The sequence below is a fragment of the Helicobacter pylori genome, from assembly GCF_006439795.1.
In the GTDB taxonomy this organism is placed as follows: Bacteria; Campylobacterota; Campylobacteria; order Campylobacterales; family Helicobacteraceae; genus Helicobacter; species Helicobacter pylori_CR.
Genome location: NZ_VEYL01000020.1, coordinates 1 through 14,559, shown reverse-complemented (window position 1 = coordinate 14,559; position 14,559 = coordinate 1). Strand labels below are relative to the sequence as shown.

Here is a 14,559-nt window from a genome sequence, read left to right as displayed (position 1 = left end):
ATTAAGGAACAATCCATGAAAGAATACAAAGACACCCTAAACTTAAACACAACCACCTTTTCTATGAAAGGGAATTTGAGCGTTAATGAGCCTAAAACTTACGCCAAATGGCAAAAGCAACAAGCGTTTAAACGCATGCAAAATAGGAAAGATAACCATGGGGATTTCACTTTGCATGACGGGCCGCCTTATGCGAACGGGCATTTGCATTTAGGGCATGCCTTAAATAAGATTTTAAAAGACATTGTTATTAAAAGAGAATATTTTAAAGGGAAGAAAATCTATTACACGCCCGGTTGGGATTGCCATGGCTTGCCCATTGAGCAGCAAATTTTAGAGCGATTAGAAAAAGAAAAAACAAGTCTAGAAAACCCCACGCTGTTTAGAGAAAAGTGCCGAGATCATGCGAAAAAATTTTTAGAAATCCAAAAGAATGAATTTTTGCAATTAGGCGTTTTGGGGGATTTTGAAGATCCTTATAAAACCATGGATTTTAAATTTGAAGCGAGCATTTATAGGGCTTTAGTGGAAGTGGCTAAAAAAGGGCTTTTGAAAGAACGCCATAAGCCTATTTATTGGAGTTATGCATGCGAGAGCGCTTTAGCGGAAGCTGAAGTGGAATACAAGATGAAAAAATCGCCCTCCATTTTCGTGGCGTTTGGTTTGAAAAAGGAGAGTTTAGAAAAATTAAAAGTCAAAAAAGCGAGCTTAGTGATTTGGACGACCACGCCTTGGACTTTGTATGCGAATGAAGCGATCGCTTTGAAAAAAGACGCTGTTTATGCGCTCACCCAAAAAGGCTATTTAGTCGCTAAAGCCTTGCATGAAAAATTAGCCGCTTTAGGGGTGGTGGATAGTGAGATCACGCATGAATTCAATTCCAATGATTTAGAATATTTGAAAGCGGTTAATCCTTTAAACCAAAGAGATTCCCTAATCACTCTAGGAGAGCATGTCGGTTTAGAAGATGGCACAGGAGCCGTGCATACCGCGCCCGGGCATGGTGAAGAGGACTATTATTTAGGCTTAAAATATAATTTAGAAGTGTTAATGTCTGTAGATGAAAAAGGTTGCTATGATGAGGGCATTATCCATAACCAACTATTGGATAAAAGCTATCTGGGCGAGCATGTTTTTAAGGCTCAAAAACGCATTATAGAGCAATTGGGCGATTCTTTATTGCTAGAGCAAGAGATTGAGCATTCCTACCCGCATTGCTGGAGGACGCACAAGCCTGTGATTTACAGAGCGACCACGCAATGGTTTATTTTAATGGATGAGCCTTTTATTCAAAATGATGGCTCTCAAAAAACCTTAAGAGAAGTGGCTTTAGATGCGATTGAAAAGGTGGAATTTGTGCCAAGCAGCGGGAAAAACCGCCTAAAAACCATGATAGAAAACCGCCCTGATTGGTGCTTGAGCCGACAAAGAAAATGGGGCGTGCCACTAGCCTTTTTCATGGACAAACGCACCAATAAGCCTTGTTTTGACAGCGGAGTTTTAGAGCATATGGCGAATCTTTTTGAGAAAAAAGGCTGTGATGTGTGGTGGGAGTCTAGCGTAAAAGATTTATTACCCCCTAATTATCAAGATAACGCCAAGCATTATGAGAAAATCATGCACATTTTAGACGTGTGGTTTGATAGCGGTAGCACCTTTAAGGCGGTTTTAGAAGATTATCATGGAGAAAAGGGGCAAAGCCCTAGCGATGTGGTTTTAGAAGGGAGCGATCAGCATAGGGGGTGGTTTCAAAGCTCGCTTCTAATCGGTTGTGTTTTAAACAACCAAGCCCCTTTCAAAAAGGTCATTACGCATGGCTTTATCGTAGATGAAAAGGGCGAGAAAATGAGCAAATCTAAGGGAAATGTGGTGTCTTTGGACAACTTACTCAAAAGGCATGGGAGCGATGTGGTGCGTTTGTGGGTAGCGTTTAATGACTATCAAAACGATTTGAGGGTCTCTCAAACCTTTTTCATTCAAACAGAACAGCATTATAAAAAATTCCGCAACACCCTAAAATTCTTACTCGCCAATTTTAGCGATATGGATCTTAAGAATTTAGAACGCTCCCATAGCTTTAGCCCTTTAGATCATTTTATATTAGAGGCTTTAGAAACCATAAGCGCTGGAGTCAATAGCGCGTTTGAAGAGCATGATTTTGTGAAAGGCTTGAATATTTTAATGGCGTTTGTTACCAATGAATTGAGCGGGATTTATTTAGACGCTTGTAAGGATAGCTTGTATTGCGATAGCAAAAATAATGAAAAACGCCAAGCCATTCAAATGGTCTTACTCGCTGTGGCTAGTCAATTGTGCTACTTTTTAGCCCCGATTTTAACGCACACGATTGAAGAAGTTTTAGAGCATAGCCAGGTGCTTTGCACGTTTTTACAAGCCAAAGATGTGTTTGATCTAAAAGGCATTAGCGTTTTAGAAAAACTCCGCCTTAAAGAATGTAAAAAGCCAGAAAATTTTGAAGCCGTTTTAGCCTTGCGTTCTGCCTTTAATGAAGAGTTAGACCGATTGAAAAAAGAAGGCACGATCAAAAATTCGTTGGAATGCGCTATTGAAGTAAAAGAAAAAGCGTTGCGTGAAAATTTAGTAGAAGAATTGCTGATGGTGAGCTTTGTAGGGGTTGCAAAAGAAAAATTAAGCGAAACGCCAGCATTCACGCTCTTTAAAGCCCCATTTTATAAATGCCCCAGGTGTTGGCGTTTTAAAAGCGAGTTAGAAAACACCCCTTGCAAGCGCTGCGAAGAGGTTTTAAAAGAGCGATGATAAAAGGATAGGGCTTTTGGAAACTTTACAAACCCATAGAGTTTTACAAGCCCTAATCGGCCATTTCACCCCTTTTTTAGAAAGCGGGATCACCGAGCTAATCATCAACACCGAGCAGGAACTTTGGCTTTATAAAATCAATAACACACGAGAAAAAAGAGGGCATGCGCTTTTTGATAAGGCGTTTTTGCTGAGATTTTGCGAGCAATTGGCCAGTTTTAGGGGGTTGTTTTTTGATGAAGAGCACCCCACTTTAAATTGCTCTATCCCTTTCACGCGCTATAGGGTGAGTGCGAATCATTTTAGCATCACTACCAATAATCAAATCACGCTCAATATCCGTGTGCCTAGGCTTAAGCCCTTAAGTTTAGACGATTTCACTTTCAAAGCAAGCGATCCAGAAAATTTGAAAAATTTAGCGCTAAAAGGGCATAACATTCTCATTAGCGGGGAGACTTCAAGCGGTAAAACAAGCTTACTCAACGCTCTTTTAGATTGCGTCAATAAAGATGAAAGGGTGGTGAGCGTTGAAGACAGCCAAGAATTGGATTTAAAGGCGTTCAGTAATTGCGTGGGGCTTTTAGTGGGCAAGCAAGAGAACACGCGCTTTAATTATGAAGACGCTCTCAATATGGCCATGCGCTTAAACCCGGACAGGCTCATTGTAGGCGAGATTGACACCAGGAATGCAGCGCTCTTTTTGCGTTTAGGAAACACCGGGCATAAGGGCATGCTCTCAACCATTCATGCTAATAGTGCCCAAAACACTTTAGAAGCCCTTTCACTGAATTTGAGCATGCGTTATACGCATTCTTTGGATAAGGATTTGATGCGGGCGTATTTTAAAAGTGCGATTGATGTGATCGTGCATGTGAATAGAATCAATGATGAGCGCCAGATCGCTGAAGTCTTATGGACTAAAGAGCTTTAAATGCCCCTAAAATCCTTAAAAAACCGCTTGAATCAGCATTTTGATCTATCGCCTCGCTACGGGAGCGTGAAAAAAATCATGCCCAATATCGTTTATGCGGATGGTTTTAACCCGTCTGTGGGCGATGTGGTGAAGATTGAAAAAAGCGATGGCAGCGAATGCGTGGGAATGGTGGTGGTGGCAGAAAAAGAGCAATTTGGTTTCACACCCTTTAACTTTATAGAGGGGGCTAGGGCTGGCGATAAGGTGCTGTTTTTAAAAGAGGGGTTGAATTTCCCTGTGGGCCGTAATCTTTTAGGGAGGGTGCTTAACCCTTTAGGGCAAGTCATTGACAATAAGGGGGCGCTAGATTATGAACGATTAGCACCTGTCATTACAACGCCTATAGCCCCTTTAAAAAGAGGCTTGATTGATGAGGTTTTTAGCGTGGGGGTGAAGAGCATTGATGGGCTTTTGACTTGCGGTAAGGGGCAAAAACTGGGTATTTTTGCCGGCTCTGGGGTGGGTAAATCCACGCTAATGGGCATGATCACTAGGGGTTGCTTAGCGCCGATTAAAGTGATCGCTTTGATTGGGGAAAGGGGCAGAGAAACCCCTGAATTTATAGAGAAAAACTTAAAAGGGGATTTAAGCTCTTGCGTGTTGGTGGTCGCTACGAGCGATGATAGCCCTTTGATGCGCAAATATGGGGCCTTTTGCGCGATGAGCGTGGCGGAGTATTTTAAAAACCAAGGGCTAGACGTGTTGTTTATCATGGATTCAGTGACTCGTTTCGCTATGGCTCAAAGAGAAATCGGTTTAGCCTTAGGCGAACCGCCCACTTCCAAAGGCTACCCCCCATCCGCGCTTTCCTTATTGCCTCAATTAATGGAGAGGGCGGGCAAGGAAGAAAATAAGGGGAGCATCACGGCTTTTTTTAGCGTGCTAGTAGAGGGCGATGATTTGAGCGATCCCATAGCCGATCAAGCTAGGAGTATTTTAGACGGGCATATTGTCTTAAGCAGGGAATTGACCGATTATGGGATCTACCCGCCTATTAATATTTTAAACTCCGCATCAAGGGTGGCTAAAGACATCATCAGCGAGTCTCAAAACCTTTGCGCGAGAAAATTCCGCCGTTTGTATGCGTTATTGAAAGAAAATGAAATGCTCATTCGCATCGGATCTTATCAAATGGGGAACGATAAAGAGCTTGATGAAGCGATTAAGAAAAAGGCTCTAATGGAGCAATTTTTAGCACAAGATGAAAACGCTTTACAGCCTTTTGAACAAAGCTTTCAGCAATTAGAAGAAATTTTAAGATAAAAGGAATGTTATGGAATCACAACTCATGAAACTCGCCATTGAGACTTATAAAATCACTTTGATGATTTCTTTACCGGTATTACTAGCGGGCTTGGTGGTGGGGCTATTAGTCAGTATTTTTCAAGCGACCACTCAAATCAATGAAATGACCTTGTCTTTTGTACCTAAGATTTTAGCGGTGATTGGGGTGTTGATTTTAACCATGCCGTGGATGACTAACATGCTTTTAGATTACACCAAAACCTTAATCAAGCTCATTCCTAAAATCATAGGCTAGAAAATGCTAGAAAAAACCATTGATTTTTCTCGTTACAGCAGCGTGAAAATCGGCACGCCTTTAAAAGTGAGCATTTTAGAAAACGATGATGAAATCTCTCAAGAACACCAAATTATCGGTTTAGCGAACAACCTTTTAATCGCTCCTAGCGCGAAAAATCTCGCCCTTTTAGGCCCAAACTACGATTATATTTGCGATAAGGGCGAATGCGTTGAAATAGGGGGAGCGGCCAACTCGTCTAAAATTTTTAATTATTTTAGGGCGAATGATTTAGGGGGTTTGGAGTTTTTAGGGCAATTGCCTGGCACTTTAGGGGCGTTAGTTAAAATGAATGCCGGCATGAAAGAATTTGAAATCAAAAATGTTTTAGAAAGCGCTTGCATTAATAATGAATGGCTAGGGAGTGGAGCGCTAGGATTAGATTATCGCAGCAGCAAATTCAATGGCGTTGTCTTAAGGGCGAGGTTTAAAAAAACGCATGGCTTTAGACAAGAAGTTTTAAAAGCGTGTCAAAGCATGCGCAAAAGCCACCCCAAATTGCCTAATTTTGGGAGCTGTTTCAAAAACCCGCCTAACGATTATGCGGGTAGGCTTTTAGAAGGCGTGGGCTTAAGGGGTTATTGTCTAAAAAGAGTGGGCTTTGCTAAAGAGCATGCGAATTTTTTGGTGAATTTGGGGGGTGCAGGATTTGAAGAAGCATTGGATTTGATAGAACTAGCCAAAACCAGAGTGTTGCAAGAATACGGCATTTATTTAGAAGAAGAAGTGAAAATTTTAAGGTAGGGTTGAAAGCTTTATGTGAAATCAAGCTTATCCCTATTGATGAGAACAGAGCCTTATCTCTCAGCCCTATCATAATCCATGCTGCCATAACAAACAGCCCTTTTTCTTTGGGCGTCAAATTGGGGGCTAAAAAGGTTTTTACTCTCTATTTCATCTTTAGTGTGAATGCCCACCAAAGGCAAAAGAGAATGGATTAAATCATCGCTCATGAAAGGTTTGTTTAAAGCGCTTTTAATCAACTTCACTTTCTCGGAGTGTTTTTCTTTAAAAATATCGCTTATATAAATCATAAAAGGGATTTCTAAGCCCGCTTTAGAGCATCTATGCCCATAAGTAGGGCCGCTTTCAAAAATATCTTGTGCATGGTCGCTCAAATAAAACACAATAGCGTCTTTATCTTTAAAGAGGTTAAAAATCCCATTCAAAACAGCGTCGTTATAATAAAGCGAATTGACATAATCGGCAACGATTTGCTTGTCTCTATCGCTGCTTGCATGCAAATTAGAAAAAGACAAATCGCTTGGTTTGAATTTGGCAAAACTTTTAGGGAAACGATCGGCATACCAAGAATGAGAGCCAATCAAATGGAACACGATAAAATTCTTGCTTTTTAATTGGGGTTGGACATTTTTAGAATAAAATTTCACCAGCTCTTCATCGTATGCACCATAGTTTCCCAAAATATAGTAGCGGTTTTTAGAACGATTAGAGACTAGATTTTGTGTGATCCCCCATTCATCGACGATTTGTTTTTCTAGCCAAAAAGTTTCATAATGGGATCGCTTGAAAATGTCTATCATGTTGTGGTAATGATACCAAGGCTTATTCGTTTCGGCGTTGCTGTAATTGAGCAGGCTTTCAAAGACATCAGAGGTGTGGGCTTCTTTGCTTATCGTGTCAGAAAACACGAACAGGTTGTTACTCTCTCTCTCTCTCTCGTTGGCGAGTTGGCTCAATAAGGGGTTATTAGAAACGTTATAGCCATAGAGTTGCATGAAATTTCTGCTCGCGCTTTCGCCGATGACTAAGACGACATTTTCAACATCGCCCGTGCTGGAAAGATAATCGCTTGGTAAATAAAGGTTATTTAAAAAGCTATAAAATTTTATGGCTTGTTGGCGATCAAACAAGCTCAAATAAGCGGAATAAACCCCCCTAGTTAAAGAGAGAGAAAACAATGATCTTTTTAAAATCGCATCGTTGCTCGTGAGATATTTAACATGGCGAACGCTTCCTATGGTGAGGATAGAAAGCCCTAAAACGCCCGCTATCACACCAGGCACAAGCGCTCTAAAGCGAATCATTTTAATAGTTACCAATAAGGCGATCAAAATCAAAGCGTAGTAAAGCAAATAATTTTTATAGCTTTTTATAAACGCCATCGTTTCAGAGCTGTTTGTGGCTAGAAGCGTGTCAATCAAGCCTTTGGAAAAAGGCATTTTAAACATAAAGAGCGTAAAAATTTCAGCCACGCTAAAAATAATACCGCTTCCTATAAACAGCCATTCTAATAAATATTTCAAGCGTTTTTTAGGGATTAGCACGCAACCATAATACACCACAAACCCGATTAAAAAAGCGCCTAAAAAGCCTTTAGAGAAAGAAAACAGATCGCTATTTTGTAAGCGTTAGAAAGAGCGTTGCAAAGAAGGAACATTAAAAATTTTTCATCTAGAGTTACGCTACTGGCAAAGAATTTTAAAAACTTCAATAATTTTTCCATGAATGTCCTTTAAGTGGGTTTGAAAACTTTTTTCAAAATATTTTTTATCCTAAAACAAAAATAATCCTTAATCGTTTTTGATCGAATGTGGGTTTTAAAAGATTGCATTTGTTGGTCTTTAGCCATTTCAAGGCGTTCTTTAAAAAAATCGTTTTTAAAAGGGGTGCAAAAAAGGTTGGCGAGCCAAAAACTCGCTTCAGCTTCATAGCAAATCAAACGCCCGTTTAAAGAACTCACAGAACGCCACGGCTTGTATTTGATGAAATGGAGCATGATGATGTTTTTAGGGTAGTGCTCTTTGAAAGAATCAGAATAGCAATTATAATAAATAGGTAATTCTAAAACGCGCTCTAAAAACACCATATTGATTAAACACTGCTCAGGGTAGAAAAGATCTTTCCCCCTAGTTTTCAAAAACTCCAAAGCGATTTTTTCAAACCCATTTTCGCGCCACAAATCCAAATTCGCCACCAAAAAGCCCATGTTAAAGCCTTGATGGATGCGTTTTAATTCGTTTTGGCTAAAGCGTGAAAAATCAATCTTAAAATTCTTGCATGCGCGTTCAATAAAATGACAAAAGGCTTCAAAAGGAAGGTGGGAAAAAGTGTCTCTCACCATGCCAAGCAATTTAGTGGGGTCGTTATCCAGCGCAAAATAAGTGCTTGCAACATCTCCTAAAAACACCGTATCTACATCTATGGAAATGATTTTAGAATAATTAGGGAAGAGCGAAGCGAGCAAGAGCCGGCACAAAACAAGAAGCCCGCCATAACGCTTGGAGCAAGACTCATTGAGGTAGCTTTCTATGGAATGATCGAGCGAATTGATGTCTATAAACTCTAATGAAGCGAATTTTTTAAAAGGCTCAATGGTTTTTAAAAGCTTGTTTTGCTGCTCTAAAGTGACTCCTTTAATCAAGCAATGGATTTTATACACGATGTTAGTGCCTAAAAGTTTATTGCTTTGATTTAAGGGGCTAAAATCTATCGTGCTTGTGTGCCTGCTCGCATGTGAGAGTAAAGAATAAAGGCTCACGCTAGCCCCTAGCGCGTAATTCTTATCAAAACTCATAAAAATAGGGATAATTTGATCGGGTAAATTTTGCGTATCCATTTATCGCTCCCTTATATCGCTTTTTGAGTGTTTTAAAATCGCATGCCTAACTTCTTTAGCGCTACCCATATAAAGGTTATGGAATTGGGTTTTGTTGAAAGTGTTTTGGCGCTTGGCTAATTTGATGGTGTTAGAAACAATCATTTCTTCTAGCTCCTTTAAAGTGAGTCGTTTTTCTAAAAAAAGAACGCTCTCTTTAACGCCTATGGCTTTAAAAGGCTGCGAATCTTTAGGGTATTGGGTATAAAGGGCTTTGATTTCTTCAATAAGCCCTGAATGGAGCATGTTCTTGGTGCGCTGTTTGATGTTGCTATGGAGCGCGTTTTTTTCAATATGAAGAGCGAATAAGGAGATAGCATGCTCAAAGGGTTTTTTAGGGTTAGTTTTAAAATACTCGCTTGGGGGCGTGTGGGTGGCATAAAAGATTTCTAAAGCCTTATAGATGCGGTAAGTGTCGTTTGGATGGATTTTAAAAGTGCTTGTGGGGTCAATGGATTTTAAAAACGCGTAAGGGTCAGCTAGGGCGCTGATTTCTCGCTCTATTTTTACAACCTCCTCACCGCTAATTTTTGGCGTATCGCTCAAACCTTCTAAAATGGATTTTAAGTAAAAACTGCTCCCCCCCACAATGAGTAAGATTTCTTTTTGGGATACTCTCATGGCGTCCTCTAAAAGGGTTTTAAAAAGGGGGGCGTTATTTTTTTCATCAATGTTAAGGTAGTCTAGGGCGTAATGTTTGATATTTTTTCGCTCTTTTAAGCTCGGTTTAGCCGAAGCGATATTGATGTCTTTATAAATACTCAAAGAATCCAAAGAAAAGATTTCAGCGTCCAATTCTTGGGCCAATTCAATAGAAAGAGCGCTTTTGCCGCTCCCGCTAGGCCCTAGAAGCGCGATGAGTTTCTTAGGCGTTTTGATAAGGAAGCCCCCTTTTATAAGCGTTCAAAAACCCTTCCAAGTCAAATTTTTTACGGCATTCTTCTGTGAAAAGATGGATCATCAAATCCCCCAAATCCAAAATGATCCACTCTTCATTAGACTCATCTATCTGGTAAAAGACTTCGCCCAAAGGCTTAAGGGTGTTTTTAAGCGCATCTAGTAAAGAAAGGGCATGCTTATTCGCTAGCGTGGTAGCGATAATGACATTTTCTACCAAATAGGGGGTTTGAGACAAATCAATATGCGTAATATCAAAAGCCTTTTTTTCATCTAATAAAGCCGTAATCGTTTCTATGCGTTGGTTCATGAGTTTCCTAAAAAATGGGTTAAAATAGCCTTATTATAACTTAAATCAAGGAAAGATTAATGACCCCTGAACTAAACCTCAAATCCCTAGGCGCTAAAACGCCCTATATTTTTGAATACAACAGCGATTTACTAGAAGCTTTCCCTAACCCAAACCCCAATTTAGACCCCTTAATCACGCTAGAATGCAAGGAATTTACAAGCCTTTGCCCCATCACTTCCCAGCCGGATTTTGGCGTGATCTTTATCCGCTATATCCCTAAAAATAAAATGGTAGAAAGCAAGTCTTTAAAACTCTATTTATTCAGTTACAGAAACCATGGGAGTTTTCATGAGAGCTGTATTAATACGATATTACTAGATTTAGTCCAATTGCTAGAGCCAAAGTATTTGGAAGTGTATGGGGATTTTGCCTCTAGGGGCGGGATTGCGATCAAGCCCTTTGTGAATTACGCGATCAAAGAATACCAAGAATTTAAAGAAAAACGCCTTTTGGATGCGAAATAACGCGCAAAGATAGGGTTTTAAGATTAAAGCTGTTCCAATTAAATTAACAGATTAGGGGGAGAATGAAAAAAAAGAAAAATAAAAGATTAAAAAAAGGAGAGCCACCCCACATGGGGGGGTTACTACTCGGTAACATTAGTATTTTCAGCCTCCTCCTTATCTAGGTTATCAATATACTCATCAACCTCACCCACGCTCGCCAAACCGATATAATTATAAATGTCTTTCAACAAATTTTCGGTAAGACCCGCACAGCTTAAGCCATACTTATTGATACCACCGTCGCATAAGAGTTGCGCTATAAATAACGCCTCATTTTTGTTTTTAGGTAAAGTCGTAGCCCAAAAACCATTAGGAGAAAAGTCATTGAAATCCTCTTGAAATTCCTCACACCCCTCCGCATACGCCTTAATCACGCCACAGAATAAAGTAGTCCCAACTCTATCCATATAATCAAAAGTGTCGTAATTACATTCATCGGTGTTTCGGCTATTAAGCATCGCACTCCACTCCGCATCGCTGTGCCTATTTAAACCTTTAGCGTTAGCAAGGGCGGTAAGAATGATAGCGGTTACTTGATTACCGCTACCTTCAAAAAACATAGGAGAGAATAACGCCCCGAGCCTACTTTTTCTCTCGCTTAAAGTATAGTCCTCCGCAATAATCTCAAAGCCAGTCTTATCATCAGTAGTCTTAAATCCAAAAGCGAGTTTAAACCTGTCCTCTTTCTCTTTAGGAGTAGTAGTCCTTTCCTTGACACTCGGACCGCTCGTAACGATTTTAACCCCTTTCAACAAATCCTCTCCGCTTTTTTCAGCGTGATTATTCGCAACTTCATTCAAAGGCACTTCCTTAAACCATTTTAAGAATTTTTCGCTATTAAAAGCGTAAGTGGCTTCGTTGCCTTTTTGGCTCCTTAAGGTTACACGATTAAACCCAATATTAATGACTTTAGCCTCCACCACTTTGTCGTTGATCGTGGCTTTGACCAACGCGCCTAACTCTAACTTATTTTCGTTTTGAAAACCCATTTTTTGCTCCTCGCAATTTTAAATTTTAAAAATCCGCTATAATTGTCCGTTCAATGTTCTTTATCTTTTCAGCATGGCGTTTTCCTCCTTGTTGGGGTGTGAAGCGCTAAAAATAGACCCTTTATTTTTGAGTATCGCATCATTCAATATCCTTTAAAAGAGCGTTTTTAAAAGCTTTAATGGCGCTTTCGCCCACCAATTCAGCGATACGATAACGTGCGATTAAAAAGTCTAATAATTTTTCGCTCCTTTCTTTGATTTGCGCGACTCCAAAAGAAGCGTTTTTAGCCACTTCTTTTTCACTATAAGAGCCTTTGAGGTATTCTTTTCTTTTTTCCTCAAAAGGCTTGTTGCTTAAAGAGCTGTTAGTGTTTTTAGCAATTAAGAGCAAGTTCCCTAAAGCATGCACGATATGGGGATTTTTAGCCCAACTTTTTTCTTTAGCGCTATAGCCTTGATCGGGTTTTTGGGGCAAGATATGCTCAATGCTTTCTATACTGCTATCAAAATTTAGAGTCGTTTCAGGGTTATGGTGCAACTCGTATTCATAAAGCAAGTAATTCAACGCTTTGCCCCACTGATACCATTTCTCAGTATTCTTTTTGGAATGGATACTCTCTTCAAGCAATTCCAAAGCGCTATTGTTTGTTTTATTGAAAAAACTCTTTTCTAGCGTTGGAAGATCTTCAATGGCGATATTTTCATCCCCATCTCTATACGCTTTGAACGCTTTAAAAGCCAATTCAATCCATTCGTTTTTAGCCGTATTCTTGCCAGCAACCCCATAGACTAAAAATCCGAAACGCTCCAAATACTCTAATAAGCCCTCTAATTCTTGGGTGGTATAAGGCTGTTCATTAGCACTCCTTCCAACAAGCTGTATGGTTAAAAGAGAGAGCAATAAGGGCAGAAAAGCGTTATCGCTCAAAGCGTTTAAGCGCCGCATTTTGTCTAACAAGTTGTGCATTTTAGGCGTGATTTCCATCTCAAGCTTTCTATTGTCATCAAAAATAAGGGCGATAGACTTTTCATCAAGCGTGTGCAAGAAATGCCAAACCTTAGAAGAATAAGAAAGATAAAATAACAAATCGTCTATTTTTTCATATTCGTCATTAAAGTTGGTGTTGTCGGTATATCTTTTATGAGCGTTAAACTCCATTTCCAATAACCTCTTCTTAAAATCCCCTTTCTCGCCATAATAATATGCCACAAAATGCTTTAAAAAACCCTCTAAATGATCGTCTTTAAAATGCCTCAAATCGTAATAAATCCTGGTGTAAGTGTCATTGATTTCGTTTTGAAGCTTTTCTAATTTTTTGCCATCGCAAATCTTGTGCGCCACAAAATGCAAGCGGTTTTTAAACAATTCTAAAGTGGATAGATCTTTACCACGATTGTTAATCGTTTCAAAAGAGCTGAAAGGATCGATCCGATTATCTTTCAATTCCACCACGCTAAAAAGCATTTTCTTTATAAGAGCATCAAACATTTTTTCAAGTGTTCCAACAGGCGTATCGCTGATTTTTTCTTTAAAAAACGCATGAGCGTCAATCAAATTTTTAGCGTAAAAAGAAGTTTGAAACCTTTCTAAATCTTTTTCTTCTTCAGTGATCGCTCTAAAAGCTTCACTCAAACCATAATACTTATAGGATAGAATGGGTTCAAGGTTGATTAAAGAATACTTTTTATCTTTATTTTGGGTGGTTTTTGCTAAAAGGCCTAGTAAAATCAGGCTTGTAGCCAATCGTTGCTGGCCGTCTATGATTTCAAAAGCGCTGCTTTCAAACTCATTTTCAAGCTCTCTTAAGGTTAAGCTGTGCATGTAATGGAATTTATCTCCCAGTTTGGACACATGCTCTAAATCGTTCCAAAAATCCTTTAATTGCCTTTCCTGCCATGCATATCCCCTTTGATAGCTGGGGATTTCAAACACGCCTTTTTCAATCACTCCGTCTAAATCCAATAGTTTCATTAAAATCCTTTCTTTGTTACGGGCTGACAATCAACGATTGCTTAATTTTTTCGCTCAATCAATTTTGGTTGTCCAAGTCGGGTGCTGTGCGTGAAATGCCAAGTGTTTTTATTGACCAATTCTTCGTATTCTTGGCTCCCTTTTTGAGCGCAAACGCCCTCAACCTTTAGCGCTCCCTCTTCATCAACCCCAATAGTGTCATGGTCAATCTTTAGAGCGAAAACGCTCCGTTGGACTTCAACCCCTCTAGTCGTTGAATCCTCATTCACGATGCCAATGATATAATCCGCTTTACGCATGAGTTCAAAATGCTTGTGCTGAGCCGCTTTGTTCCGTCGTGAGCGGAAATAGTCCAAAGTGCATTCATCGCACCACTCTTTAAAATCCTCATTTCCTGGAATGGTTCCTTTATATGCACCTGAAACCATGCACAACAACAAATTGTATTTTTCATGCGCTTTCAAATCTTCTAACTGAGCCATCATCTCTCCTTTAAATTTAACTCTGTAAGCCCCACTGATTTAAAAATGGGGCTTATGGAATCAAATTTTTTAAAAATGTTGTGCTGGTTAATGAAAGGGGGAATAATGTTAATGAAAGGGGGAACAATAAAAAGTAAAGGATTTTTAAGCGGATTTTTGTAAAAGTGATAAAAGTATGGTAGCGTTGCTTGATTGCTTGATTGCTTGATTGCTTGAATGATTGCTTGAATGATTGCTTGAATGATTGCTTGAATGATTGCTTGAATGATTGCTTGGTTGATTGGTTGATTGCTTGAATGATTGCTTGAATGATTGCTTGAATGATTGCTTGGTTGATTGGTTGATTGATTGAACGATTGCTTGAACGATTGCTTGAACGATTGCTTGAATGGTTGAATGGTTGAATGGTTGA

Annotated in this window: 13 protein-coding genes and 1 pseudogene; 6 read left to right on the top strand and 8 right to left on the bottom strand. The window is 39.6% G+C overall.

Annotated elements, in window-relative coordinates:
* The first annotated feature begins 15 nt into the window (after positions 1-15).
* The 5 genes from ileS to FIM66_RS07380 are packed head-to-tail and all read left to right on the top strand — an operon-like array spanning position 16 to position 6,074.
* Positions 16-2,778 carry an isoleucine--tRNA ligase gene (ileS, locus tag FIM66_RS07400; protein ID WP_140548730.1) on the top strand — a complete coding sequence of 921 codons (2,763 nt, stop codon included), beginning with the start codon at positions 16-18 and terminating at the stop codon, positions 2,776-2,778.
* 16 nt (positions 2,779-2,794) lie between these two features.
* Positions 2,795-3,709, top strand: coding sequence for a CpaF/VirB11 family protein (locus FIM66_RS07395; protein ID WP_140490981.1), 915 nt, complete (start codon positions 2,795-2,797; stop codon positions 3,707-3,709).
* The gene (fliI, locus tag FIM66_RS07390) at positions 3,710-5,014 is read left to right on the top strand and encodes a flagellar protein export ATPase FliI (RefSeq protein ID WP_140600327.1); all 1,305 of its coding nucleotides are present in this window, start codon (positions 3,710-3,712) and stop codon (positions 5,012-5,014) included.
* Positions 5,015-5,024: 10 nt separating this feature from the next.
* Entirely contained in the window at positions 5,025-5,291 is a 267-nt protein-coding gene (gene fliQ, locus FIM66_RS07385) for a flagellar biosynthesis protein FliQ (RefSeq protein WP_000445741.1), read from the top strand.
* Between the two features lie 3 nt (positions 5,292-5,294).
* Complete coding sequence (locus FIM66_RS07380) at positions 5,295-6,074, top strand: UDP-N-acetylmuramate dehydrogenase (RefSeq protein WP_140479527.1); 780 nt, start codon at positions 5,295-5,297, stop codon at positions 6,072-6,074.
* Positions 6,075-6,127: 53 nt separating this feature from the next.
* On the opposite strand, the pseudogene FIM66_RS07375 reads toward FIM66_RS07380, so the two are convergent.
* From FIM66_RS07375 to rsfS, 4 genes and pseudogenes are all read right to left on the bottom strand, one after another.
* Positions 6,128-7,797 (bottom strand): annotated as a pseudogene (locus FIM66_RS07375) (phosphoethanolamine transferase).
* A gap of 9 nt (positions 7,798-7,806) precedes the next feature.
* Entirely contained in the window at positions 7,807-8,910 is a 1,104-nt protein-coding gene (locus FIM66_RS07370; RefSeq protein ID WP_140600326.1) for a glycosyltransferase family 8 protein, read from the bottom strand.
* Complete coding sequence (miaA, locus tag FIM66_RS07365) at positions 8,911-9,807, bottom strand: tRNA (adenosine(37)-N6)-dimethylallyltransferase MiaA (RefSeq protein ID WP_140548734.1); 897 nt, start codon at positions 9,805-9,807, stop codon at positions 8,911-8,913. It abuts the gene before it with no gap.
* A 7-nt stretch (positions 9,808-9,814) separates the two neighbouring features.
* Positions 9,815-10,156: a ribosome silencing factor gene (gene rsfS / locus FIM66_RS07360; protein WP_128031298.1), complete on the bottom strand. Its 342-nt coding sequence runs from the start codon at positions 10,154-10,156 to the stop codon at positions 9,815-9,817.
* Positions 10,157-10,215: 59 nt separating this feature from the next.
* Between rsfS and queF the strand changes: the two genes are divergently transcribed.
* Entirely contained in the window at positions 10,216-10,662 is a 447-nt protein-coding gene (gene queF, locus FIM66_RS07355; protein WP_140479534.1) for a preQ(1) synthase, read from the top strand.
* A gap of 122 nt (positions 10,663-10,784) precedes the next feature.
* Here the strand turns inward: queF and FIM66_RS07350 are convergent, their stop codons facing one another.
* From FIM66_RS07350 to FIM66_RS07335, 4 genes are all read right to left on the bottom strand, one after another.
* Positions 10,785-11,693: a hypothetical protein gene (locus FIM66_RS07350; protein ID WP_140502046.1), complete on the bottom strand. Its 909-nt coding sequence runs from the start codon at positions 11,691-11,693 to the stop codon at positions 10,785-10,787.
* Between the two features lie 139 nt (positions 11,694-11,832).
* On the bottom strand, positions 11,833-13,665 hold the full coding sequence (locus FIM66_RS07345; protein ID WP_140600325.1) for a DUF262 domain-containing protein: 1,833 nt from the start codon (positions 13,663-13,665) through the stop codon (positions 11,833-11,835).
* 41 nt (positions 13,666-13,706) lie between these two features.
* A complete protein-coding gene (locus FIM66_RS07340) occupies positions 13,707-14,147 on the bottom strand; it encodes a hypothetical protein (RefSeq protein WP_140600324.1) in 441 nt (146 codons plus the stop codon).
* A gap of 144 nt (positions 14,148-14,291) precedes the next feature.
* Positions 14,292-14,559 (bottom strand): CMP-N-acetylneuraminate-beta-galactosamide-alpha-2, 3-sialyltransferase (locus FIM66_RS07335; RefSeq protein WP_194149273.1); only part of this gene is annotated, 268 nt, incomplete at its 5' end.

What these genes read in the sequence shown, in the direction of transcription:
- ileS (WP_140548730.1), top strand. Translation starts at nt 16, where the DNA reads ATGAAAGAATACAAAGACACCCTAAACTTAAACACAACCACCTTTTCT.
- fliI (WP_140600327.1), top strand. Translation starts at nt 3,710, where the DNA reads ATGCCCCTAAAATCCTTAAAAAACCGCTTGAATCAGCATTTTGATCTA.
- fliQ (WP_000445741.1), top strand. Translation starts at nt 5,025, where the DNA reads ATGGAATCACAACTCATGAAACTCGCCATTGAGACTTATAAAATCACT.
- FIM66_RS07380 (WP_140479527.1), top strand. Translation starts at nt 5,295, where the DNA reads ATGCTAGAAAAAACCATTGATTTTTCTCGTTACAGCAGCGTGAAAATC.
- FIM66_RS07370 (WP_140600326.1), bottom strand. Translation starts at nt 8,910, where the DNA reads ATGGATACGCAAAATTTACCCGATCAAATTATCCCTATTTTTATGAGT.
- rsfS (WP_128031298.1), bottom strand. Translation starts at nt 10,156, where the DNA reads ATGAACCAACGCATAGAAACGATTACGGCTTTATTAGATGAAAAAAAG.
- queF (WP_140479534.1), top strand. Translation starts at nt 10,216, where the DNA reads ATGACCCCTGAACTAAACCTCAAATCCCTAGGCGCTAAAACGCCCTAT.
- FIM66_RS07350 (WP_140502046.1), bottom strand. Translation starts at nt 11,693, where the DNA reads ATGGGTTTTCAAAACGAAAATAAGTTAGAGTTAGGCGCGTTGGTCAAA.
- FIM66_RS07345 (WP_140600325.1), bottom strand. Translation starts at nt 13,665, where the DNA reads ATGAAACTATTGGATTTAGACGGAGTGATTGAAAAAGGCGTGTTTGAA.
- FIM66_RS07340 (WP_140600324.1), bottom strand. Translation starts at nt 14,147, where the DNA reads ATGGCTCAGTTAGAAGATTTGAAAGCGCATGAAAAATACAATTTGTTG.